The organism is Pseudomonas sp. Q1-7, assembly GCF_028010285.1.
Lineage (GTDB): Bacteria > Pseudomonadota > Gammaproteobacteria > Pseudomonadales > Pseudomonadaceae > Metapseudomonas.
Genome location: NZ_CP116304.1, coordinates 5,637,898 through 5,656,000 on the forward strand (window position 1 = coordinate 5,637,898; position 18,103 = coordinate 5,656,000).

Consider the following 18,103-nt stretch of genomic DNA (forward strand, 5'->3'; position numbering starts at 1 on the left):
CAGAATACGCTCCAGCGGAGGGGCATCCACCATGCGCACCCAGCATCAGTCCCGGCGTGAACTGGACAAGATAGACCGGAATATTTTACGAATCCTGCAGGAGGACGGCCGCATCTCCTTCACCGAACTGGGCGAGCGCGTCGGGCTTTCCACCACACCGTGCACCGAGCGCGTCCGCCGTCTGGAGCGCGAGGGCATCATTCTCGGCTACAACGCCCGGCTCAATCCGCAGCACTTGAAGGCCAGCCTGCTGGTGTTCGTCGAAATCAGCCTGGACTACAAGTCCGGCGACACCTTCGAGGAGTTCCGCCGCGCCGTGCTCAAGCTGCCCCACGTGCTGGAATGCCACCTGGTGTCGGGCGACTTCGACTACCTGGTGAAGGCGCGGATCAACGAGATGGCGTCCTACCGCAAACTGCTCGGCGACATCCTGCTGAAGCTGCCCCACGTGCGCGAATCCAAGTCCTACATCGTCATGGAAGAAGTGAAGGAATCACTGAACCTGCCGATTCCGGACTGATTTGTTACGAGCGTTCCGAACCCCTTGGCAGGCTCGGGGGGTTCGCCTTATCCTGCCCGGGCGTTAAATTTTCCAAACAATAAAATCAGGATTTCGCACATGAACGCCCGCGTTCGCCTCCCGGTGCACACCGAACATCACGCCCCCTCCTATTACGCCGCGACCGCCAATCGGCGCATCGACTACCCGCCCCTGGCGGGCGAGGAGCTGGCCGACGTGTGCATTGTCGGTGGCGGCTTCTCCGGGCTGAACACCGCGATCGAGCTGGCCCGGCGCGGCCGTTCGGTGGTGCTGCTGGAGGCCCGGCAAATCGGCTGGGGCGCCAGCGGGCGCAACGGCGGGCAGTTGATCCGCGGCGTCGGGCATGGCGTCGAACAGTTCGAGTCGGTGATCGGCGCCGACGGCGTACGTGCCCTCAAGCTGATGGGCCTGGAAGCGGTGGAAATCGTCCGCCGCCGCGTCGAGGAATTTTCCATCGACTGCGACCTGACCTGGGGCTACTGCGACCTGGCCAACAAGCCCAGCCATCTCGCCGGCTTCGCGGAAGACGTGGAAGAGCTGAAAAGCCTCGGCTACCGCCACGAGCTGCGTCTGGTGCAACCCGGCGAGATGCGCAGCGTGGTGGGCTCGGACCGATACGCCGGTGGCCTGATCGACATGGGCTCCGGCCACCTGCACCCTCTCAACCTGGCCCTCGGCGAGGCGGCCGCGGCGCAGTCCCTCGGCGTGCGCCTGTTCGAGCATTCGGCGGTCAACCGTATCGACTACGGCGCGGAAGTGAAGGTGCATACCGCCCAGGGCCAGGTTCGCGCCAAGACCCTGGTGCTGGGCTGCAACGCCTACATGAACGAGCTCAACGCCACGCTCGGCGGCAAGGTGCTGCCGGCCGGCAGCTATGTGATCGCCACCGAGCCGCTGCCCGCCGACCTCGCCCATGAGCTGCTGCCGCAGAACATGGCGGTCTGCGATCAGCGCGTGGCACTGGACTACTATCGCCTCTCCGCCGACAACCGCCTGCTGTTCGGCGGCGCTTGTCACTATTCGGGACGCGACCCGGCGGATATCGCCGCCTACATGCGGCCGAAGATGCTCAAGGTTTTCCCCAGGCTGGAGAGCGTCCGCATCGACTACCAGTGGGGTGGCATGATCGGCATCGGCGCCAACCGCCTGCCGCAGATCGGCAGGCTGCCGGACCAGCCCAACGTCTACTTCGCCCAGGCCTATTCCGGCCACGGGGTGAACGCCACCCACTTGGCCGGCCAGTTGCTGGCCGAGGCCATCTGCGGCGAGCAGGGCAGCGGCTTCGACATCTTCGCGCGGGTGCCGCACATCACCTTCCCCGGTGGCCGTCACCTGCGTTCGCCGCTGCTGGCGCTGGGCATGCTCTGGTATCGGATGAAGGAAGCGGTGGGGGTCGTCTGATCCCCTTTGGTGGAAATCCGTCACACGGATTTCCACCCTACGATTGCGCCCCGGCCACGTTGATGGGTTTCGCAGGCTCTACCCATCCTACCTGGGCACGAATTTTAATCGGGAATTGCCTCGGCGCCGTCCTCGAATAGCTCACGGGTCCAGGCCAGCCAGACGAAGCCGGCGGCGCCGAGGGCCATCATCAGCGGCAGCGCATGGCCGGTGGCCCACTGGCTCACGGCGCCGGTCACCAGCGGCCCCACCAGGCAGCCGATCCCCCAGAGCTGGGCGATGTGGGCATTGGCCCGCACCAGTTCATCATCCCGGTAGCGCTCGCCGATCAGGATCAGCGCCAAGGTGAACAGACCACCCGCACTGGCGCCGAACAGCACCCAGACCGGCCAGATCAGCGGTGTGTGCAGCAGCAGCGGAATGGCCAGGCTGCTCACCAGCAGCAGGACGCCACAGGCGCGGAACAGATTCAGCCGCGACAGGCGATCGGCCAGCCAGCCGATGGGCAACTGCAAGGCGGCATCGCCCACCACCACCACGCTGGCCATCAGCAGCGCGACTTCCTGGGTGAAGCCCTGGCGCAAGCCATAGATCGGCAGCAGGGTCAGCATCATGGCCTCGAAGGCGGCGAACAGCACCACCGCCCAGGCGATGGTCGGCAGCCGCGCGCAGAAGGACCAGAGCCCGCGCCCCGAGGCGCTGTGGGCATCGACCCTGGGCGCACCGGTACGGCCGAGCAGCAACAGGGAGCCCCCGACCAGCAGGCCGGTGCCGGTCCAGAAGCCCGAATCGTTGCCGGTGCCGAGGGCGCTCAGCAGCAGCGGGCCACAGAGCTGGCTCAGGGCATATCCGGTGCCATACAACGCCACCAGCCGGCCACGCCACTCCTCCACGGCCAACTGATTGATCCAGCTCTCGCCAAGGATGAACACCACGGTCAGGGCGATGCCGATCAGCAGGCGCAGCACCAGCCAGACCGGGTAGGACTGCACCAGCGCCAGCAGGGCCACCGACAGAGCGCCCACCAACAGGCACAGCTGCATCAGGGTGGTGGTCCCCAGGCGGGCCGCGAGGCGCCCGGCCAATACGGCACCGAGCAGCACGCCGACGGCCGGCGTCGCCGCCATCACGCCGATGGCGAAGGTGTCGTAGCCCCAGCCTTCCAGGCGCAACGACACCAGCGGCATGGTCACGCCCAGCGCGAGGCCAATGCTGATGACGGCGCCGCAGACCGCGAAATAGGTTCCCCAACGCATGGCCGATGTCCTCCCGTTCCGTGTGGGGCTACAAAGCAAAAAGGCCGGGTTCCAAAAATGGAAACCCGGCCGCAGGCGTGGCTCGTAGAGCCGGCCCCTCGCACTGCGAGGGGCGGACCTCAGTGTGGAATCAGAGCTTGATCCAGGTGGCTTTCAGCTCGGTGTACTTGTCGAACGCGTGCAGCGACTTGTCGCGGCCGTTGCCGGACTGCTTGAAGCCGCCGAAGGGCGCGGTCATGTCGCCGCCGTCGTACTGGTTGATCCAGACGCTGCCGGCGCGCAGGGCCTTGCCAATCAGGTGGGCGCGGGACAGGTTGCTGGTCCACACCGCCGCGGCCAGGCCGTAGATGGTGTCGTTGGCGATGGCGACCGCTTCGGCGTCGCTGTCGAAGGCGATCACCGACAGCACCGGGCCGAAGATTTCTTCCTTGGCGATGCGCATGGCGTTGTCCACGCCGTCGAAGATGGTCGGCTCGACGTAGGTGCCGCCGGTTTCTTCCAGCACGCGCTTGCCGCCAGCCACCAGCTTGGCGCCGTCGTCATGGCCGGCCTGGATGTAGGACAGCACGTTGTTCATCTGGGTGGTGTCCACCAGGGCGCCGACGTTGGTCGCCGGGTCCAGCGGGTTGCCCGGTTTCCAGGCCTTGATTGCTTCGACCACCATGGGCACGAACTTGTCCTTGATGGAGCGCTCCACCAGCAGGCGCGAACCGGCGGTGCAGACTTCGCCCTGGTTGAAGGCGATGGCGCCCGCAGCGGCTTCGGCGGCGGCCTGCAGGTCAGGGGCGTCGGCGAAGACGATGTTCGGGCTCTTGCCGCCGGCTTCCAGCCAGACGCGCTTCATGTTGGACTCGCCGGCGTAGATCATCAGTTGCTTGGCGATCTTGGTGGAGCCGGTGAAGACCAGGGTGTCGACGTCCATGTGCAGGGCCAGAGCCTTGCCCACGGTGTGGCCGAAGCCCGGCAGCACGTTGAACACACCGGCCGGGATGCCGGCTTCGATGGCCAGTTGGGCGATGCGGATGCCGGTCAGCGGCGACTTCTCGGACGGCTTGAGGACGATGGAGTTGCCGGTGGCCAGGGCCGGACCGAGTTTCCAGCAGGTCATCAGCAGGGGGAAGTTCCACGGCACGATGGCGGCGACCACGCCCACCGGCTCGCGGGTCACAAGGCCCAGCTCGTTGTGCGGGGTGGCGGCGACTTCGTCGTAGATCTTGTCGATAGCCTCGCCGCTCCAGCGGATGGCGCGGGACGCAGACGGGACGTCGACACTCAGGGAATCGCCGATCGGCTTGCCCATGTCCAGGGTTTCCAGCAGGGCCAGCTCCTCGGCATGGGCGTCGATCAGCTCGGCGAAGCGGATCATCACCGCCTTGCGCTTGACCGGTGCCAGGCGCGACCACACGCCGGATTCGAACACCGCGCGGGCATCCTTCACCGCCAACTCGGCGTCGGCCAGGTCACAACTGGCGACCTTGCCCAGCAGGCGGCCATCGACCGGGCTGATGCAGTCGAAGGTCTCGCCGGAAACGGCGTGGGTGTACTCGCCATGGATGAAGGCGCGGGTCTCGATCTGCACGGACTTGGCGCGTTGTTCCCAGTCAGCACGGGTCAGGGTGGTCATGGAGCTTTCCTCTTATTAGAAAGAGTGCCGCCAGCTCAGGGCATGCACTGTCAAAAATTCTGCAAGGCCTACCTACGCATGGCCATCCTCGCAACCCTAAACCAGACGGGCCAGCCTTTTCAATATATTTTACAGATGACCACTAAACACCCTTGTCATGTTCGTTATATTAAACATAGACTCCGGCGAAATCACTACGACACCTTACCTCGCCTTTTCTGGTAGCCCCGATGACCAACGCCAATTCACCACAACCGGGCAGAATATCCAACAGCCTCGATGACTTCTGGATGCCCTTTACCGCCAACCGCCAGTTCAAGGCCAATCCGCGCCTGCTGGAAAGCGCCGAAGGGATGTATTTCACCAGCAGCGACGGTCGCCAGGTGCTGGATGGTACCGCCGGCCTCTGGTGCTGCAACGCCGGCCACGGCCGCCGGGAGATTACCGAAGCGGTGAGCCGGCAGATCGCCAAGCTGGATTTCGCCCCCACCTTCCAGATGGGCCACCCGCTGCCCTTCGAGCTGGCCGAGCGCCTGGCCGACATCGCCCCCAAGGGCCTGAACAAGGTGTTCTTCACCAACTCCGGTTCGGAGTCGGCGGACACCGCCCTGAAGATCGCTCTGGCGTACCAGCGCGCCATCGGCCAGGGCACCCGCACCCGTCTGATCGGCCGCGAACTGGGCTACCACGGCGTCGGCTTCGGCGGCATCTCGGTGGGTGGCATGGTCAACAACCGCAAGGCCTTCCCCGCCCTGCTGCCGAACGTGGACCACCTGCCGCACACCCTGGACATCCAGCGCAATGCCTTCAGTCGCGGCCTGCCGGAATTCGGCATCGAGAAGGCCGATGAGCTGGAGCGCCTGGTCACCCTGCACGGAGCGGAGAACATCGCCGCCGTGATTGTCGAGCCCATGTCCGGTTCGGCCGGGGTGATCCTGCCGCCCGTGGGCTACCTGCAGCGCCTGCGCGAAATCACCCGCAAGCACGGCATCCTGCTGATCTTCGACGAAGTCATCACCGGCTTCGGCCGCGTCGGCCAGGCCTTCGCCGCCCAGCGCTGGGGCGTCCCCCCAGACCTCATCACCTGCGCCAAGGGCCTGACCAACGGCGCCATCCCCATGGGTGCGGTGTTCGTTGCCGAAGAAATCTACCAGGCCTTCATGCAGGGACCGGAAAGCGCCATCGAGTTCTTCCACGGCTATACCTATTCCGGACACCCGGTGGCCTGCGCCGCCGCGCTGGCGAGCCTGGACCTCTACCAGGGCGAGCGCCTGTTCGAGCGCGCCATCGAGCTGGAAGACTACTGGCAGGATGCGCTGCTGAGCCTGAGAGACATGCCCAACGTGATCGACGTCCGCGCGGTGGGCCTGGTAGGCGGCGTGCAGTTGGCGCCGAGCGCCGAAGGCGTGGGCAAGCGCGGCTTCCAGGTCTTCGAGCAGTGTTTCCGCGATGGCGTGATGGTGCGCGTCACCGGCGACACCATTGCCATGTCGCCGCCGCTGATCGTGGAAAAGGAACAGATCGACATTCTCGTCGGCACCCTCGCCGACGCCATCCGCAAGGCCGCCTGAACAGGGACCGCACCATGAACATCCAGCAGATCGTCGACTTCGCCCAGGCCACCACCGCCCCGGAACACTATCGTCCGGCACCCGAGAAGGTCCTCAAGGGCGACCCCGAGCAAAGCGTGCGCAACCACTACGGCAGCCCTTGCGGGCAGTTCAATGTGGGCATCTGGGAGGGCGCCGTGGGCCATTGGACCGTGAGCTACACCGAGCACGAGTACTGCGAAATCCTCCAGGGCGTCTCGGTGCTCCGCGACGCGGACGGCAACGCCAAGACGGTCCGCGCCGGCGATCGCTTCGTCATCCCGGCCGGCTTCTCCGGCACCTGGGAAGTGCTGGAGCCCTGCCGCAAGGTCTACGTGATCTTCGAACAGGCCGCTTCCTGAACCTGATCGTCCCCAATGCTTGTCACCCTTCAGCCCGCCTCTGGCGGGCTTTTTTATGGACCTGGGCGAGAGACCAGCCCTTGTACTCCGTGCGATACCCATGCTGCCGCGTGAAGATCGATGAGTATCGCCAGCTCCCCCCATCCTGCGACTCCACGGCACGAATCGCAGGCATGAAAAAGCCCGCACTGGGCGGGCTTCTTCGCAAGGGCCGGATCAATTACTTGATCTTGGCTTCCTTGTAGATCACGTGCTTGCGCACAACCGGATCGAATTTCTTGATTTCGATCTTGTCGGGAGTGGTGCGCTTGTTCTTGTCGGTGGTGTAGAAATGGCCGGTACCGGCACTGGACACCAGACGGATCAGTTCACGCATGATTAGCTCCTTAAACCTTTTCGCCGCGAGCACGCAGCTCGCTCAGCACGGCATCGATACCGCGCTTGTCGATGATACGCATGCCCTTGGCGGAAACGCGCAGACGCACGAAGCGCTTCTCGGACTCGACCCAGAAGCGATGGTGCTGCAGATTCGGCAGGAAACGACGACGGGTTTTGTTGTTTGCGTGGGAAATGTTGTTCCCAGTAGCCGGACCCTTACCGGTTACTTGACAGACTCTCGACATGCCTCAGCCCTCTAAACCACATGCCCAACCCGGCATGGGTTGGCCGCTTGAACTCTCAGATTATGGGCGCTGAAGCGCCCGTCTCGTCAGGGTCTTACCGGCCGCACAAAGACTGCGAAAGACCGGGCCCCCAGAAAAGAGCGCTGCTTTATATCAGAAAGCCCCTAGTGCAGCAAGGGCCGTAGCGTTTTACCCACAGGCCCGGCAGCGCCGCAATGGCGCCCACGCCGCCGCTGCGGGGCGGCTGCGACGGCGCGACCACTCGTCGCCAACCGTGCATTGTTCACCAGCCGGCCTTGGTCTAGGGTAAGGCCTTTGGCCCGCCATGGGTCACCCGCCATCGCAAAGGAGCCCGCCATGCGTCTTGCCGCCCTTCCGCTGCTGCTCGCCCCCCTGCTCGCCCAGTCCGCCACCCTGAGCGTCTGCACAGAGGCCAGCCCCGAGGGCTTCGACGTGGTGCAGTACAACTCCCTGACCACCACCAATGCCTCGGCCGACGTGCTGATGAACCGCCTGGTGGAGTTCGACGCCCGGAACAGCCAGCTGGCGCCGAGCCTGGCGGAACGCTGGGAGATCGCCGCCGACGGTCTCTCCTACACCTTCCACTTGCGCCAGGGCGTGACCTTCCACAGCACCGACTGGTTCAAGCCCGGCCGCGCCTTGAATGCCGATGATGTGGTGTTCAGCTTCCAGCGCATGCTGGACCCGGCCAACCCCTGGCACAAGGTGGCCCAGAGCGGCTTCCCACATGCCCAGTCCATGCAGTTGCCGGCGCTGATCAAGCGCATCGAGAAACTCGACGAGCATCAGGTGCGCTTCACCCTGAACAAGCCGGACGCCACCTTCCTCGCCACCCTCAGCATGGGCTTCGCCTCCATCTATTCGGCCGAGTACGCCGACCAATTGATGAAGGCCGGCACCCCCGAGAAGCTCAACGCCCAGCCCGTCGGCACCGGCCCCTTCGTGCTGCGCCGCTTCCAGAAGGACGCCGCCGTGCGCTATGCCGCCAACCCGGACTACTTTGCCGGCAAACCCGGCATCGACGGCCTGGTCTTCGCCATCACTCCCGATGCCAACGTGCGCCTGCAGAAGCTGCGGCGCGGCGAATGCCAGATCGCCCTGTCGCCCAAGCCGCTGGACGTGAGGTCCGCCGCCACCAACCCGGACATCCGGGTGATTCAGACCCCGGCGTTCATGACCGCCTTCGTCGGCATCAACAGCCAGCACCCGCCGCTGGACAAGCCGGAGGTGCGCCAGGCGATCAATCTCGCCTTCGACAAGCCGAGCTACCTCAAGGCCGTGTTCGAGGACAGCGCCAGCGCCGCCGACGGTCCCTACCCGCCGAATACCTGGAGTTACGCCAGCCAGTTGCCGGCCTACCCCCACGACCCGAAGAAAGCCAAGGCACTGCTGGCCGAAGCCGGCTTCAAGGATGGCTTCAAGACCACCATCTGGACCCGCCCTTCCGGCAGCCTGCTGAACCCCAACCCGAGCCTCGGCGCCCAACTCCTGCAAGCCGACCTGGCCGAGGTGGGCATCCAGGCGGAAATCCGCGTGATCGAGTGGGGCGAGCTGATCCGTCGCGCCAAGGCCGGCGAGCATGACCTGCTGTTCATGGGCTGGGCCGGCGACAACGGCGATCCGGACAACTTCCTCACCCCGCAGTTTTCCTGCGCCTCGGTGCAGTCCGGGCTCAACTTCGCGCGCTATTGCAACGCCGAACTCGACAAGCTGATCGCCGACGGCAAGACCCACACCGATCAGGATGAACGCACCACGCGCTACCGGCAGGCCCAGCAGATCATCCGCGAACAGGCCCTCTGGCTACCGCTCGCCCACCCCACCGCGTTCGCCCTGACCCGCGCCAACGTCGAGGGTTACCAGGTCAATCCCTTCGGCCGACAGGACTTCTCCAGGGTGAAGCTGGACTAGCGGGCCGTTGAAACACCAGGACGATGGCAACGCAGGTAGCCCTTCGACGACCGGCTAGACCCAACCGCGCTCCGCCATCGACAGCGGCTCTCCATCGCCAACGACGAAATGGTCGAGCACCCGCACGTCGATCAGCGCCAGCGCCTCCTTGAGACGCTGGGTCAGCTGGCGGTCGGCCTCGCTGGGCTCGGCGATTCCCGAAGGGTGGTTGTGACTGAAGATGAGCGCCGCCGCGTTGTGCGCCAGGGCGCGCTTGACCACCTGCCGCGGGTAGACGCTGGCACCGTCGATGGTGCCGTGGAACAGCACCTCGAAGGCCAGCACACGGTGCTTGGCATCGAGGAACAGGCAGGCGAACTGCTCGTGCTGGCAATGGCGCAACTGCGCCTTGAGAAAATCGCGCACCGTCTGCGGACTCTCCATGGCCGAATCACGGCGCAATTCCTCGGCCAGGTGACGGCGGGCCATTTCCAGCACCGCCTGCAATTGGGCGAACTTGGCCGGACCGAGGCCGAGGTGTTGGCTGAACTCCTGCAGCCCGGCTTCCAGCAGGGCGCGCAGGCTGCCGAAGTCGTTGAGCAGGTGGCGGGCGAGGTCGACGGCGCTACGTCCCGCCACCCCGGTACGCAGGAAGATCGCGAGGAGTTCGGCGTCGCTCAGGGCCGCCGCACCCAGTGTGAGAAGCTTCTCCCGCGGACGCTCCGCCGCGGGCCAATTGCGGATGCTCATGACACCTCCATGATTGAGCCGCGCCGCTGTTCCAGTGCGGTCGCTGTGCTATCTTAACCCACCTTTTTTGCGCGGCGATCGGCCTGGGGAGGCGCCTTCGCCGCAGCGCATCTTCAACCTTATAAAAAGGCAGGCCTAATGCAGCGGCTCTATCGGAAACGCATCCTTCTGGGCGTGGGCGGCGGCATTGCCGCCTACAAGAGCGCCGAACTGGTTCGCCGCTTGCGCGATCAAGGCGCCGAGGTCCGTGTCGTGATGACTCAGGGCGGCCGCGAGTTCATCACCCCCCTGACCCTCCAGGCCCTCTCGGGGCACCCCGTCCACCTTGACCTGCTCGACCCCGCCGCCGAAGCGGCCATGGGCCACATCGAGCTGGCCCGCTGGGCCGACCTGGTGCTGATCGCCCCGGCCACCGCCGACCTGATGGCGCGCCTGGCCCAGGGTGTGGCGGACGACCTGCTGACCACCCTGGTGCTGGCCACCGATGCGCCGGTCGCCCTGGCTCCGGCGATGAACCAGGCCATGTGGCGCGACCCGGCCACCCAGGCCAACCTGGAAATCCTCTCCAAGCGCGGCCTGCGGCTGTTCGGCCCGGCCGCCGGCAGCCAGGCCTGCGGCGACGTCGGCCTCGGCCGCATGCTGGAGGCCGAGCAATTGGCCCAGCTCGCCGCCGACTGCTTCGAGCACCGCGCGCTCACCGGCCGGCATGTGCTGATCACCGCCGGCCCGACCCAGGAAAACATCGACCCGGTGCGCTACATCACCAACCACAGCTCAGGAAAGATGGGCTTCGCCCTGGCCGAAGCAGCGGTGGAAGCGGGCGCCAAGGTGACCCTGATCACCGGCCCGGTACACCTGCCGACGCCGGACCGGGTCAATCGCATCGACGTCGTCAGCGCCCGCGACATGCTCGCCGCCTGCGAAGCGGCCATGCCCTGCGACCTGCTGATTGCCGCCGCCGCCGTGGCCGACTACCGCCCGGAAGTGGTCGCCCCGCACAAGATGAAGAAGGACCCGACCAGCGGCGAAGGCCTGCTGCTGCAGCTGGTACGCAACCCCGATATCCTCGCGACGCTCGCCAGCCGGCCCGACCGCCCCTTCAGCGTGGGCTTCGCCGCCGAGACCGAGAACCTGCTGGAGTACGCCTCGCGCAAGCTCAAGGACAAGAACCTCGACCTGATCGTCGCCAATGACGTGGCCAACCCCAGCATCGGCTTCAACAGCGAAGAGAACGCCATCACCGTCATCGACCGCGAGCTGGCCCAGTCCAGCTTCGCCCAGACCAGCAAGGGCAAGATCGCCCGCCAGCTGATCACCTTCATCGCCGACCGCCTCAACCGGGCCTGAGACTCCATGCACTCACTGCAAGCCAAGATCCTCGATTCCCGCCTTGGCAGCGAATTCCCGCTGCCGCAATACGCCACGCCGGGCTCCGCCGGCCTCGACCTGCGCGCCATGCTCAAGGAGGAAATCGTCCTCGAGCCGGGCCAGACCGTCCTCATCCCGACCGGCCTGTCGATCCACATCGCCGATCCGGGCCTGGCCGCGCTGATCCTGCCCCGCTCGGGCCTGGGCCACAAACACGGCGTGGTGCTGGGGAACCTCGTCGGCCTGATCGACTCCGACTACCAGGGCGAACTGATGGTGTCCTGCTGGAACCGTGGCCAGACCGCCTTCCGCATCGCCATCGGCGAGCGCATCGCCCAGTTGGTGCTGGTGCCGGTGGTCCAGGCGCACTTCGAACTGGTCGACGAGTTCCACGAAAGCCAGCGCGGCGCCGGCGGCTTCGGTCACACCGGCAGCCACTGACAGCCCCGAACCAGGACGAACCGCCCAGGAGACGTTCAGTGAAACTCTTCAAGCGCAGCAGCAAGGACGCCGCCCATAACGGATCGAACGGTCGGGCGTCCGCAACCAGGTCCGGCCAGCGGGCCGCCGACGACCTGCTCCCCGGTGCGCTGGCCGCCTTCGTGGGGATCGCCGCGGCCGGTGCCCTGCTCTGGTTCGGCGCCCTCGGCCCGGCCAAGCAGCATCAGGTCGAGCAGCTCAGCCAGGCCTGGGGCGGCAGCCAGGCCGCGACCCTGCGCCAGACCATCGGCCAACTGCAGGCCGATACCGCGGCGGCGGCCCATGACCCCAGCCTGATCGCTGCCCTCCAAAGCGGCGACATCGGCCAACTGATGGCCGCCGAACGCGGCCTGGGCTACCGCGATGGCGTGGTCGACGCACACCTGAACCTGCCCGGCCAGGCCCAGCAGAACAGCCAGCGCGCCGCGCCGATGAACTTCGCCGCGCTGGACATGCTGCGCCGCCTGGAAAACGGCCAGAAACCCAGCCCGGAAGCCTACAAGGTGGGCGAGCGCTGGCTGGTCTACAGCGCCGCGCCACTGCGCCTGAACGAACAGAGCGCGCCCCAGGGCACCCTGTTGCTGGTGTTCGACCTGGAACGCCTGCTGCGCAGCCTGCCGCCGCTGCCGGCGGATATCGGCCAGCTGCAGCTGACCCAGCAATTCAGCAACGCCCCGGCCCAGATCCTGAGCCAGCGCGGACAGGCCGCCAGCGATGCTCCCATCGCCCTGGACAGCGGCAACCCGAACTGGAAGCTCAGCTTCACGCCGGGACCCGCTTTGACCCAGAGCGCCTTTTCTCCGCTGGTACTGGCCCTGGCCGCCCTGCTCGCCCTCGGTGGCGCCCTGCTCGGCCTGAAGCTCAGCCAGGGCGCCCTGCAACGCAAGCTGCGTGAAGACGCCCAGCAGCTCAACCAACTGCTGCAAGAACTCTCGAACGGCAAGAGCGTCAAAGCCTTCAGCCTGCGCCTGCCGGCGCTGGACAGCCTGGCCCAGGCGCTCGCCCGCCAGACCCGGCGAAAACCCGAACCGACGCCAGGCAATGGCGCGGGCCTGACGGCCAGCGGCAACCCCACTGCCCCGACATCCGCCCGCCCGGCCGAATTGGCCAGCCCGCTTTTCCAAGATACCGACATCCTCGATATCGACATCCTCGACGAAGACCAGGACCTCCTGGGATTGGAGCAAGCCCCTGCGATGACCAGCATCGAACAAATCGCCCCCAACCTCCCCGCCAGCATCTTCCGCGCGTACGACATCCGCGGCGTGGTCGGCGATACCCTCACCACCGAAACCGCCTACTGGGTCGGCCGTGCCATCGGTTCCGAGAGCCTGGCCCGTGGCGAACCCTGCGTCTCGGTCGGTCGCGACGGCCGCCTCTCCGGTCCCGAGCTGGTGCAGGCGCTGATCCAGGGCCTGCTGGACTGCGGCTGCCAGGTCAGCGACGTCGGCATGGTGCCGACCCCGGCGCTCTACTACGCCGCCAACGTGCTGGCCGGCAAGTCCGGCGTGATGCTCACCGGCAGCCACAACCCGCCGGACTACAACGGCTTCAAGATCATGGTGGCCGGCGAAACCCTCGCCAATGAGCAGATCACCGCGCTGCACACCCGCATCCAGAACAACGACCTGGCCAGCGGCGTGGGCAGTGTCGAGGCGGTGGACGTGCTCGACCGCTACTTCCAGGAAATCCGCGACGACATCGCCATGGCCAGGCCCATGAAAGTGGTGGTGGACTGCGGCAACGGCGTGGCCGGCGTGATCGCCCCGCAACTGATCGAAGCCCTGGGCTGCACCGTGATCCCGCTCTACTGCGACGTCGACGGCACCTTCCCCAACCACCACCCGGACCCGGGCAAGCCGGAGAACCTGGAAGACCTGATCGCCAAGGTGAAGGAAGAGAAGGCCGACCTCGGCCTGGCCTTCGACGGCGATGGCGACCGCGTCGGCGTGGTGACCAACGAAGGCACCATCATCTACCCCGACCGCCTGCTGATGCTGTTCGCCAAGGACGTGGTTTCCCGCAACCCGGGCGCCGACATCATCTTCGACGTGAAGTGCACCCGCCGCCTGACCGCCCTCATCAGCGGCTACGGCGGCCGCCCGGTGATGTGGAAGACCGGCCATTCGCTGATCAAGAAGAAGATGAAGGAAACCGGTGCCCTGCTGGCCGGCGAGATGAGCGGACACATCTTCTTCAAGGAGCGCTGGTACGGCTTCGACGACGGCATCTACAGCGCCGCCCGCCTGCTGGAGATCCTCAGCCAGGACAAACGTGACGCCGAACTTGTGTTCTCGGCCTTCCCGAAAGACGTCTCCACTCCGGAAATCAACATCACCGTCACCGACGAGAGCAAGTTCCGCCTGATCGAGCGCCTGCAGCGCGAGGCCAACTGGGGCGAAGCCAACCTCACCACCCTCGATGGCGTGCGTGTCGATTATCCGAAGGGCTGGGGCCTGTGCCGCGCCTCCAACACGACGCCCGTGCTGGTGCTGCGCTTCGAGGCCGACACCGAGGAAGAGCTGGAGCGCATCAAGCAGGTGTTCCGCAGCCAGCTCACCCTCATCGCCCCCGAACTCAACCTGCCGTTCTGATCCGATTCACTGGAGCCCAGCATGACCCTCAGCCTCGACGCCGCTTCCCAAGTCGCCCAGGTCCTGTCCGAAGCGCTGCCCTATATCCGCCGCTTCGTCGGCAAGACCCTGGTGGTCAAGTACGGCGGCAACGCCATGGAAAGCGACGAGCTGAAGGCCAGCTTCGCCCGCGACGTGGTGCTGATGAAGGCCGTCGGCATCAACCCGGTGGTGGTGCATGGTGGCGGTCCGCAGATCGGTGACCTGCTCAAGCGCCTGTCCATCGAGAGCCACTTCGTCGACGGCATGCGCGTGACCGACGCACAGACCATGGATGTGGTGGAAATGGTCCTGGGCGGCCAGGTGAACAAGGACATCGTCAACCTGATCAACCGCCATGGCGGCAGCGCCATCGGCCTGACCGGCAAGGACGCCGAGTTGATCCGCGCGAAGAAGCTCACCGTCACCCGCCAGACCCCGGAGATGACCCAGCCGGAGATCATCGACATCGGCCACGTGGGCGAGGTCGCCAGCGTCAACACCGACCTGCTGGACATGCTGGTCAAGGGCGACTTCATCCCGGTGATCGCCCCCATTGGCGTCGGCGCCAACGGCGAGTCCTACAACATCAACGCCGACCTGGTGGCCGGCAAGGTGGCCGAGGCGCTGAAGGCCGAGAAGCTGATGCTGCTGACCAACATCGCCGGCCTGATGGACAAGCAGGGCAAGGTGCTCACCGGCCTCTCCACCGAGCAGGTCAACGACCTGATCGCCGATGGCACCATCTACGGCGGCATGCTGCCGAAGATCCGCTGCGCACTGGATGCGGTGCAGGGCGGCGTGAATGCGGCACACATCATCGACGGCCGCGTGCCCCACGCGGTGCTGCTGGAGATCTTCACCGACAGCGGCGTCGGCACCCTGATCACCAACCGCAAGCGTCACTGAGCGGAGCCACACCAGACAGGCCGGAGCGATCCGGCCTGTTGTCTTTCAGGAGGCGACAACATGGCCAAGCTGTCCCGCGACGACTTCCGCTTCTTCCACGCCCTGCGAGTGCGCTGGGCCGAGGTGGACCCGCAAGGCATCGTCTTCAACGGCAATTACCTGACCTATGCCGACGTCGCCATCACCGAATATTTCCGTGCGCTGGAGGTGGCCTACCCGGCCGACCTGCTGAAAGACGGCGGCGACTTCTTCGCCGTGAAAACCTTGTTGGAGTACCTGGCGCCGGCTCGCTTCGACGATTCGCTGGAAATCGGTGTACGGGTCAGCCGCCTGGGCGGTGCCAGCATGGCGTTCGAGCTGGGCATCTGGCGGAACGAGGAGCAGCTGACCTCCGGCGAAGTGGTCTACGTGCACGCCGATGCCGCCAGCCGCAAAAGCGCGCGACTGCCGGACTGGCTGAGGGAGCGGGTGGGCGCTTTCGAGCGGGTCGCCCCGGCCGACTGAAACGCCGGGCCGGGCGTGGCCCCTAGCGGGAGCCGCCGAGGAGTTCGGCTAACCGCGCACGGTCCGCGGCAAAGCTTGCCTTGGCCGCTTCACGGTTCTTCTGGTAGCGCGCGATGTCCCGCTCCAGTCCCTTCTGCTGCTCGCGCAGGCTGTCGATCTGCTCCACCAAATGCACCGGAACCTCACGCCCGGCGCGTTCGCTTTCCGCCGCCTGGCTCTGCAGGTTGGCCTGCTGGGTACGCAGGGATTGCTGGTTGCCCCGTGCGACGCCGATCAGCCCGTCCAGTTCGGCCAACTTGCGCTCCAGGGCCCGGTCCACGTCCTCGACGCCGGTGTACAGGCGCAGCAACCGCGCATCGGAGCTGGCGCGTGCCTTCTCGTCCAGCCGGCGCTGCATCTCTTCGCGACTGGGTGCCGGCGGAATCACGCGAACGACCCGCCCCTGCTCGTTGAGCACCTCATAGCCCTTGCCGATGTACTCCGGCGGAACGCCCTGGCGATCCAGCACGGTCACGCCCTTGTCATCGACATAGCGATACAACTCCGCCGCCCCGGCCAGTGCCGGCAGCAGCAGAACCAGCGAAAGGCCCCGGCGCAATGGCGACTTCAGCATGAGGACTCCCAGCCCCGAAGATCAGATACCGAAATTGGCGCGATAGGCTTCCACAGCCGGCAGGTGCTGCTTCAGCTCGGTGTCGCCGGCCAGGTATTCCAGAACCTGTTCCAGGGACACGATGCTGACCACCGGCATGCCGAAGTCACGCTCCACTTCCTGTATAGCCGAGAGCTCGCCCTGACCGCGTTCCTGACGGTTCAGCGCGATCAGCACGCCGGCCGCCTGGGCGTCCTGCGCCTGGATGATCTGCATCACTTCGCGGATCGCGGTGCCGGCGGTGATCACGTCATCGATGATCAGCACGCGACCGGCCAGCGGTGCGCCGACCAGGGTGCCGCCTTCGCCGTGGTCCTTGGCTTCCTTGCGGTTGAAGCACCAGGGGATATCGATCTGGTGGTGCTCGGCCAACGCCACGGCAGTTGCCGCCGCCAGGGGAATGCCCTTGTAGGCCGGGCCGAACAGCACATCGAAAGGAATGCCGCTGTCCACCACGGCGGCCGCATAGAATCGGCCGAGCTGGGCGAGGGCCAGGCCGCTGTTGAACAGACCGGCATTGAAGAAATAGGGGCTGGTACGCCCGGATTTGAGGGTGAACTCACCGAAACGCAGAACTCCGCGCTCGATGGCAAAGCGAATGAAATCGCGCTGGTACGCCTGCATGAAAAGCCTCGGACGGCACGGATTTAGCTAAAAAGAAAGAGCTCGGGTATCATACACGCACGTGTTTTTGGGGGCCATTTATGCGGATCATCAGTGTGAACGTGAATGGTATTCAGGCGGCAGCCGAGCGAGGTCTCCTCAGCTGGTTGCAAGCCCAGAATGCCGACGTGATCTGCCTGCAAGACACACGTGCCTCCGCCTTCGACCTGGACGACCCTGCCTTCCAACTGGATGGTTATTTCCTCTACGCCGGCGATGCCGAAGTGCCTGCCCAGGGTGGCGTGGCGCTCTATTCGCGGTTGCAACCCAAGGCGGTGATCTGGGGGCTCGGCTTCGAGTCCTGCGATCGGTACGGACGCTACTTGCAGGCTGATTTCGACAAGGTAAGCATCGCCACCCTGCTGCTGCCTTCCGGGCAAGGCGGGGACGAGAACCTGAACCACAAGTTCAAGTTCATGGACGACCTCACCCATTATCTGAACAAGCAGCGCCGCAAGCGCCGCGAGTACATCTACTGCGGCTCGCTCTACGTCGCCCACCAGAAGCTGGACGTGAAGAACTGGCGCGACTGCCAGCAGATTCCCGGCTTCCTGGCGCCCGAGCGGGCCTGGATGGACGAAGTGTTCGGCAACATGGGCTATGTCGATGCTTTGCGCGAAGTCAGCCGCGAAGGTGACCAGTTCAGTTGGTGGCCGGACAGCGAGCAGGCCGAGATGCTCAACCTCGGCTGGCGTTTCGACTACCAGGTGCTGACCCCGGGCCTGCGCCGCTTCGTGCGCAGCGCCAAGCTGCCGCGCCAGCCGCGCTTCTCCCAGCATGCGCCGCTGATCGTCGACTACGACTGGCTGCTGAGCGTGTGACCCATGTCTAGTCCTGAAATAGGTTTACACCTATCAG

Annotated in this window: 18 protein-coding genes; 11 read left to right on the forward strand and 7 right to left on the reverse strand. The window is 65.7% G+C overall.

Translation table 11 applies throughout. The annotated features are described in order from the left end of the window. Positions 1-31 precede the first annotated feature (31 nt). On the forward strand, positions 32-520 hold the full coding sequence (dadR, locus tag PJW05_RS25920) for a transcriptional regulator DadR (protein ID WP_271409785.1): 489 nt from the start codon (positions 32-34) through the stop codon (positions 518-520). A gap of 99 nt (positions 521-619) precedes the next feature. Then, positions 620-1,942: an NAD(P)/FAD-dependent oxidoreductase gene (locus PJW05_RS25925; RefSeq protein ID WP_271409786.1), complete on the forward strand. Its 1,323-nt coding sequence runs from the start codon at positions 620-622 to the stop codon at positions 1,940-1,942. A 104-nt stretch (positions 1,943-2,046) separates the two neighbouring features. Here PJW05_RS25925 and PJW05_RS25930 read toward each other — a convergent pair whose 3' ends face one another. Together PJW05_RS25930 and PJW05_RS25935 are read right to left on the reverse strand one after the other, a co-directional pair. Next, positions 2,047-3,198 carry an MFS transporter gene (locus tag PJW05_RS25930; RefSeq protein WP_271409787.1) on the reverse strand — a complete coding sequence of 384 codons (1,152 nt, stop codon included), beginning with the start codon at positions 3,196-3,198 and terminating at the stop codon, positions 2,047-2,049. Between the two features lie 130 nt (positions 3,199-3,328). Then, on the reverse strand, positions 3,329-4,822 hold the full coding sequence (locus tag PJW05_RS25935; RefSeq protein WP_271408604.1) for an aldehyde dehydrogenase: 1,494 nt from the start codon (positions 4,820-4,822) through the stop codon (positions 3,329-3,331). A 230-nt stretch (positions 4,823-5,052) separates the two neighbouring features. Here PJW05_RS25935 and PJW05_RS25940 point away from each other — a divergent pair, with 230 nt between their 5' ends. Together PJW05_RS25940 and PJW05_RS25945 are read left to right on the forward strand one after the other, a co-directional pair. Beyond that, entirely contained in the window at positions 5,053-6,393 is a 1,341-nt protein-coding gene (locus PJW05_RS25940) for an aspartate aminotransferase family protein (protein WP_271409788.1), read from the forward strand. Between the two features lie 14 nt (positions 6,394-6,407). Further along, a complete protein-coding gene (locus PJW05_RS25945; RefSeq protein ID WP_271409789.1) occupies positions 6,408-6,773 on the forward strand; it encodes a cupin domain-containing protein in 366 nt (121 codons plus the stop codon). A gap of 220 nt (positions 6,774-6,993) precedes the next feature. Here PJW05_RS25945 and rpmG read toward each other — a convergent pair whose 3' ends face one another. Then, positions 6,994-7,149, reverse strand: a complete 156-nt coding sequence (gene rpmG, locus PJW05_RS25950) for a 50S ribosomal protein L33 (RefSeq protein ID WP_003457707.1) — start codon at positions 7,147-7,149, stop codon at positions 6,994-6,996. Positions 7,150-7,159: 10 nt separating this feature from the next. Continuing rightward, the gene (rpmB, locus tag PJW05_RS25955) at positions 7,160-7,396 is read right to left on the reverse strand and encodes a 50S ribosomal protein L28 (RefSeq protein ID WP_271409790.1); all 237 of its coding nucleotides are present in this window, start codon (positions 7,394-7,396) and stop codon (positions 7,160-7,162) included. A gap of 357 nt (positions 7,397-7,753) precedes the next feature. Here rpmB and PJW05_RS25960 point away from each other — a divergent pair, with 357 nt between their 5' ends. Continuing rightward, the gene (locus PJW05_RS25960; protein ID WP_271409791.1) at positions 7,754-9,328 is read left to right on the forward strand and encodes an ABC transporter substrate-binding protein; all 1,575 of its coding nucleotides are present in this window, start codon (positions 7,754-7,756) and stop codon (positions 9,326-9,328) included. 54 nt (positions 9,329-9,382) lie between these two features. Here the strand turns inward: PJW05_RS25960 and radC are convergent, their stop codons facing one another. Continuing rightward, the gene (radC, locus tag PJW05_RS25965; RefSeq protein WP_271409792.1) at positions 9,383-10,057 is read right to left on the reverse strand and encodes a RadC family protein; all 675 of its coding nucleotides are present in this window, start codon (positions 10,055-10,057) and stop codon (positions 9,383-9,385) included. A 138-nt stretch (positions 10,058-10,195) separates the two neighbouring features. Here radC and coaBC point away from each other — a divergent pair, with 138 nt between their 5' ends. The 5 genes from coaBC to PJW05_RS25990 are packed head-to-tail and all read left to right on the forward strand — an operon-like array spanning position 10,196 to position 15,930. Continuing rightward, a complete protein-coding gene (gene coaBC, locus PJW05_RS25970) occupies positions 10,196-11,404 on the forward strand; it encodes a bifunctional phosphopantothenoylcysteine decarboxylase/phosphopantothenate--cysteine ligase CoaBC (protein ID WP_271409793.1) in 1,209 nt (402 codons plus the stop codon). Between the two features lie 6 nt (positions 11,405-11,410). After that, positions 11,411-11,866 (forward strand): dUTP diphosphatase, encoded by a 456-nt coding sequence (dut, locus tag PJW05_RS25975; RefSeq protein ID WP_271409794.1) that lies wholly within the window; start codon positions 11,411-11,413, stop codon positions 11,864-11,866. Between the two features lie 38 nt (positions 11,867-11,904). Further along, entirely contained in the window at positions 11,905-14,499 is a 2,595-nt protein-coding gene (locus PJW05_RS25980; protein WP_271409795.1) for a phosphomannomutase/phosphoglucomutase, read from the forward strand. A 21-nt stretch (positions 14,500-14,520) separates the two neighbouring features. After that, on the forward strand, positions 14,521-15,426 hold the full coding sequence (argB, locus tag PJW05_RS25985) for an acetylglutamate kinase (RefSeq protein ID WP_271409796.1): 906 nt from the start codon (positions 14,521-14,523) through the stop codon (positions 15,424-15,426). A gap of 60 nt (positions 15,427-15,486) precedes the next feature. Then, on the forward strand, positions 15,487-15,930 hold the full coding sequence (locus PJW05_RS25990; RefSeq protein WP_271409797.1) for an acyl-CoA thioesterase: 444 nt from the start codon (positions 15,487-15,489) through the stop codon (positions 15,928-15,930). A 22-nt stretch (positions 15,931-15,952) separates the two neighbouring features. Here the strand turns inward: PJW05_RS25990 and PJW05_RS25995 are convergent, their stop codons facing one another. Further along, on the reverse strand, positions 15,953-16,543 hold the full coding sequence (locus PJW05_RS25995) for a DUF4124 domain-containing protein (RefSeq protein ID WP_271409798.1): 591 nt from the start codon (positions 16,541-16,543) through the stop codon (positions 15,953-15,955). 21 nt (positions 16,544-16,564) lie between these two features. Beyond that, the gene (gene pyrE / locus PJW05_RS26000) at positions 16,565-17,206 is read right to left on the reverse strand and encodes an orotate phosphoribosyltransferase (protein ID WP_271409799.1); all 642 of its coding nucleotides are present in this window, start codon (positions 17,204-17,206) and stop codon (positions 16,565-16,567) included. 80 nt (positions 17,207-17,286) lie between these two features. On the opposite strand from pyrE, the gene PJW05_RS26005 reads away from it, so the two are divergent. Then, on the forward strand, positions 17,287-18,066 hold the full coding sequence (locus PJW05_RS26005; protein ID WP_069086259.1) for an exodeoxyribonuclease III: 780 nt from the start codon (positions 17,287-17,289) through the stop codon (positions 18,064-18,066). Positions 18,067-18,103 lie beyond the last annotated feature (37 nt).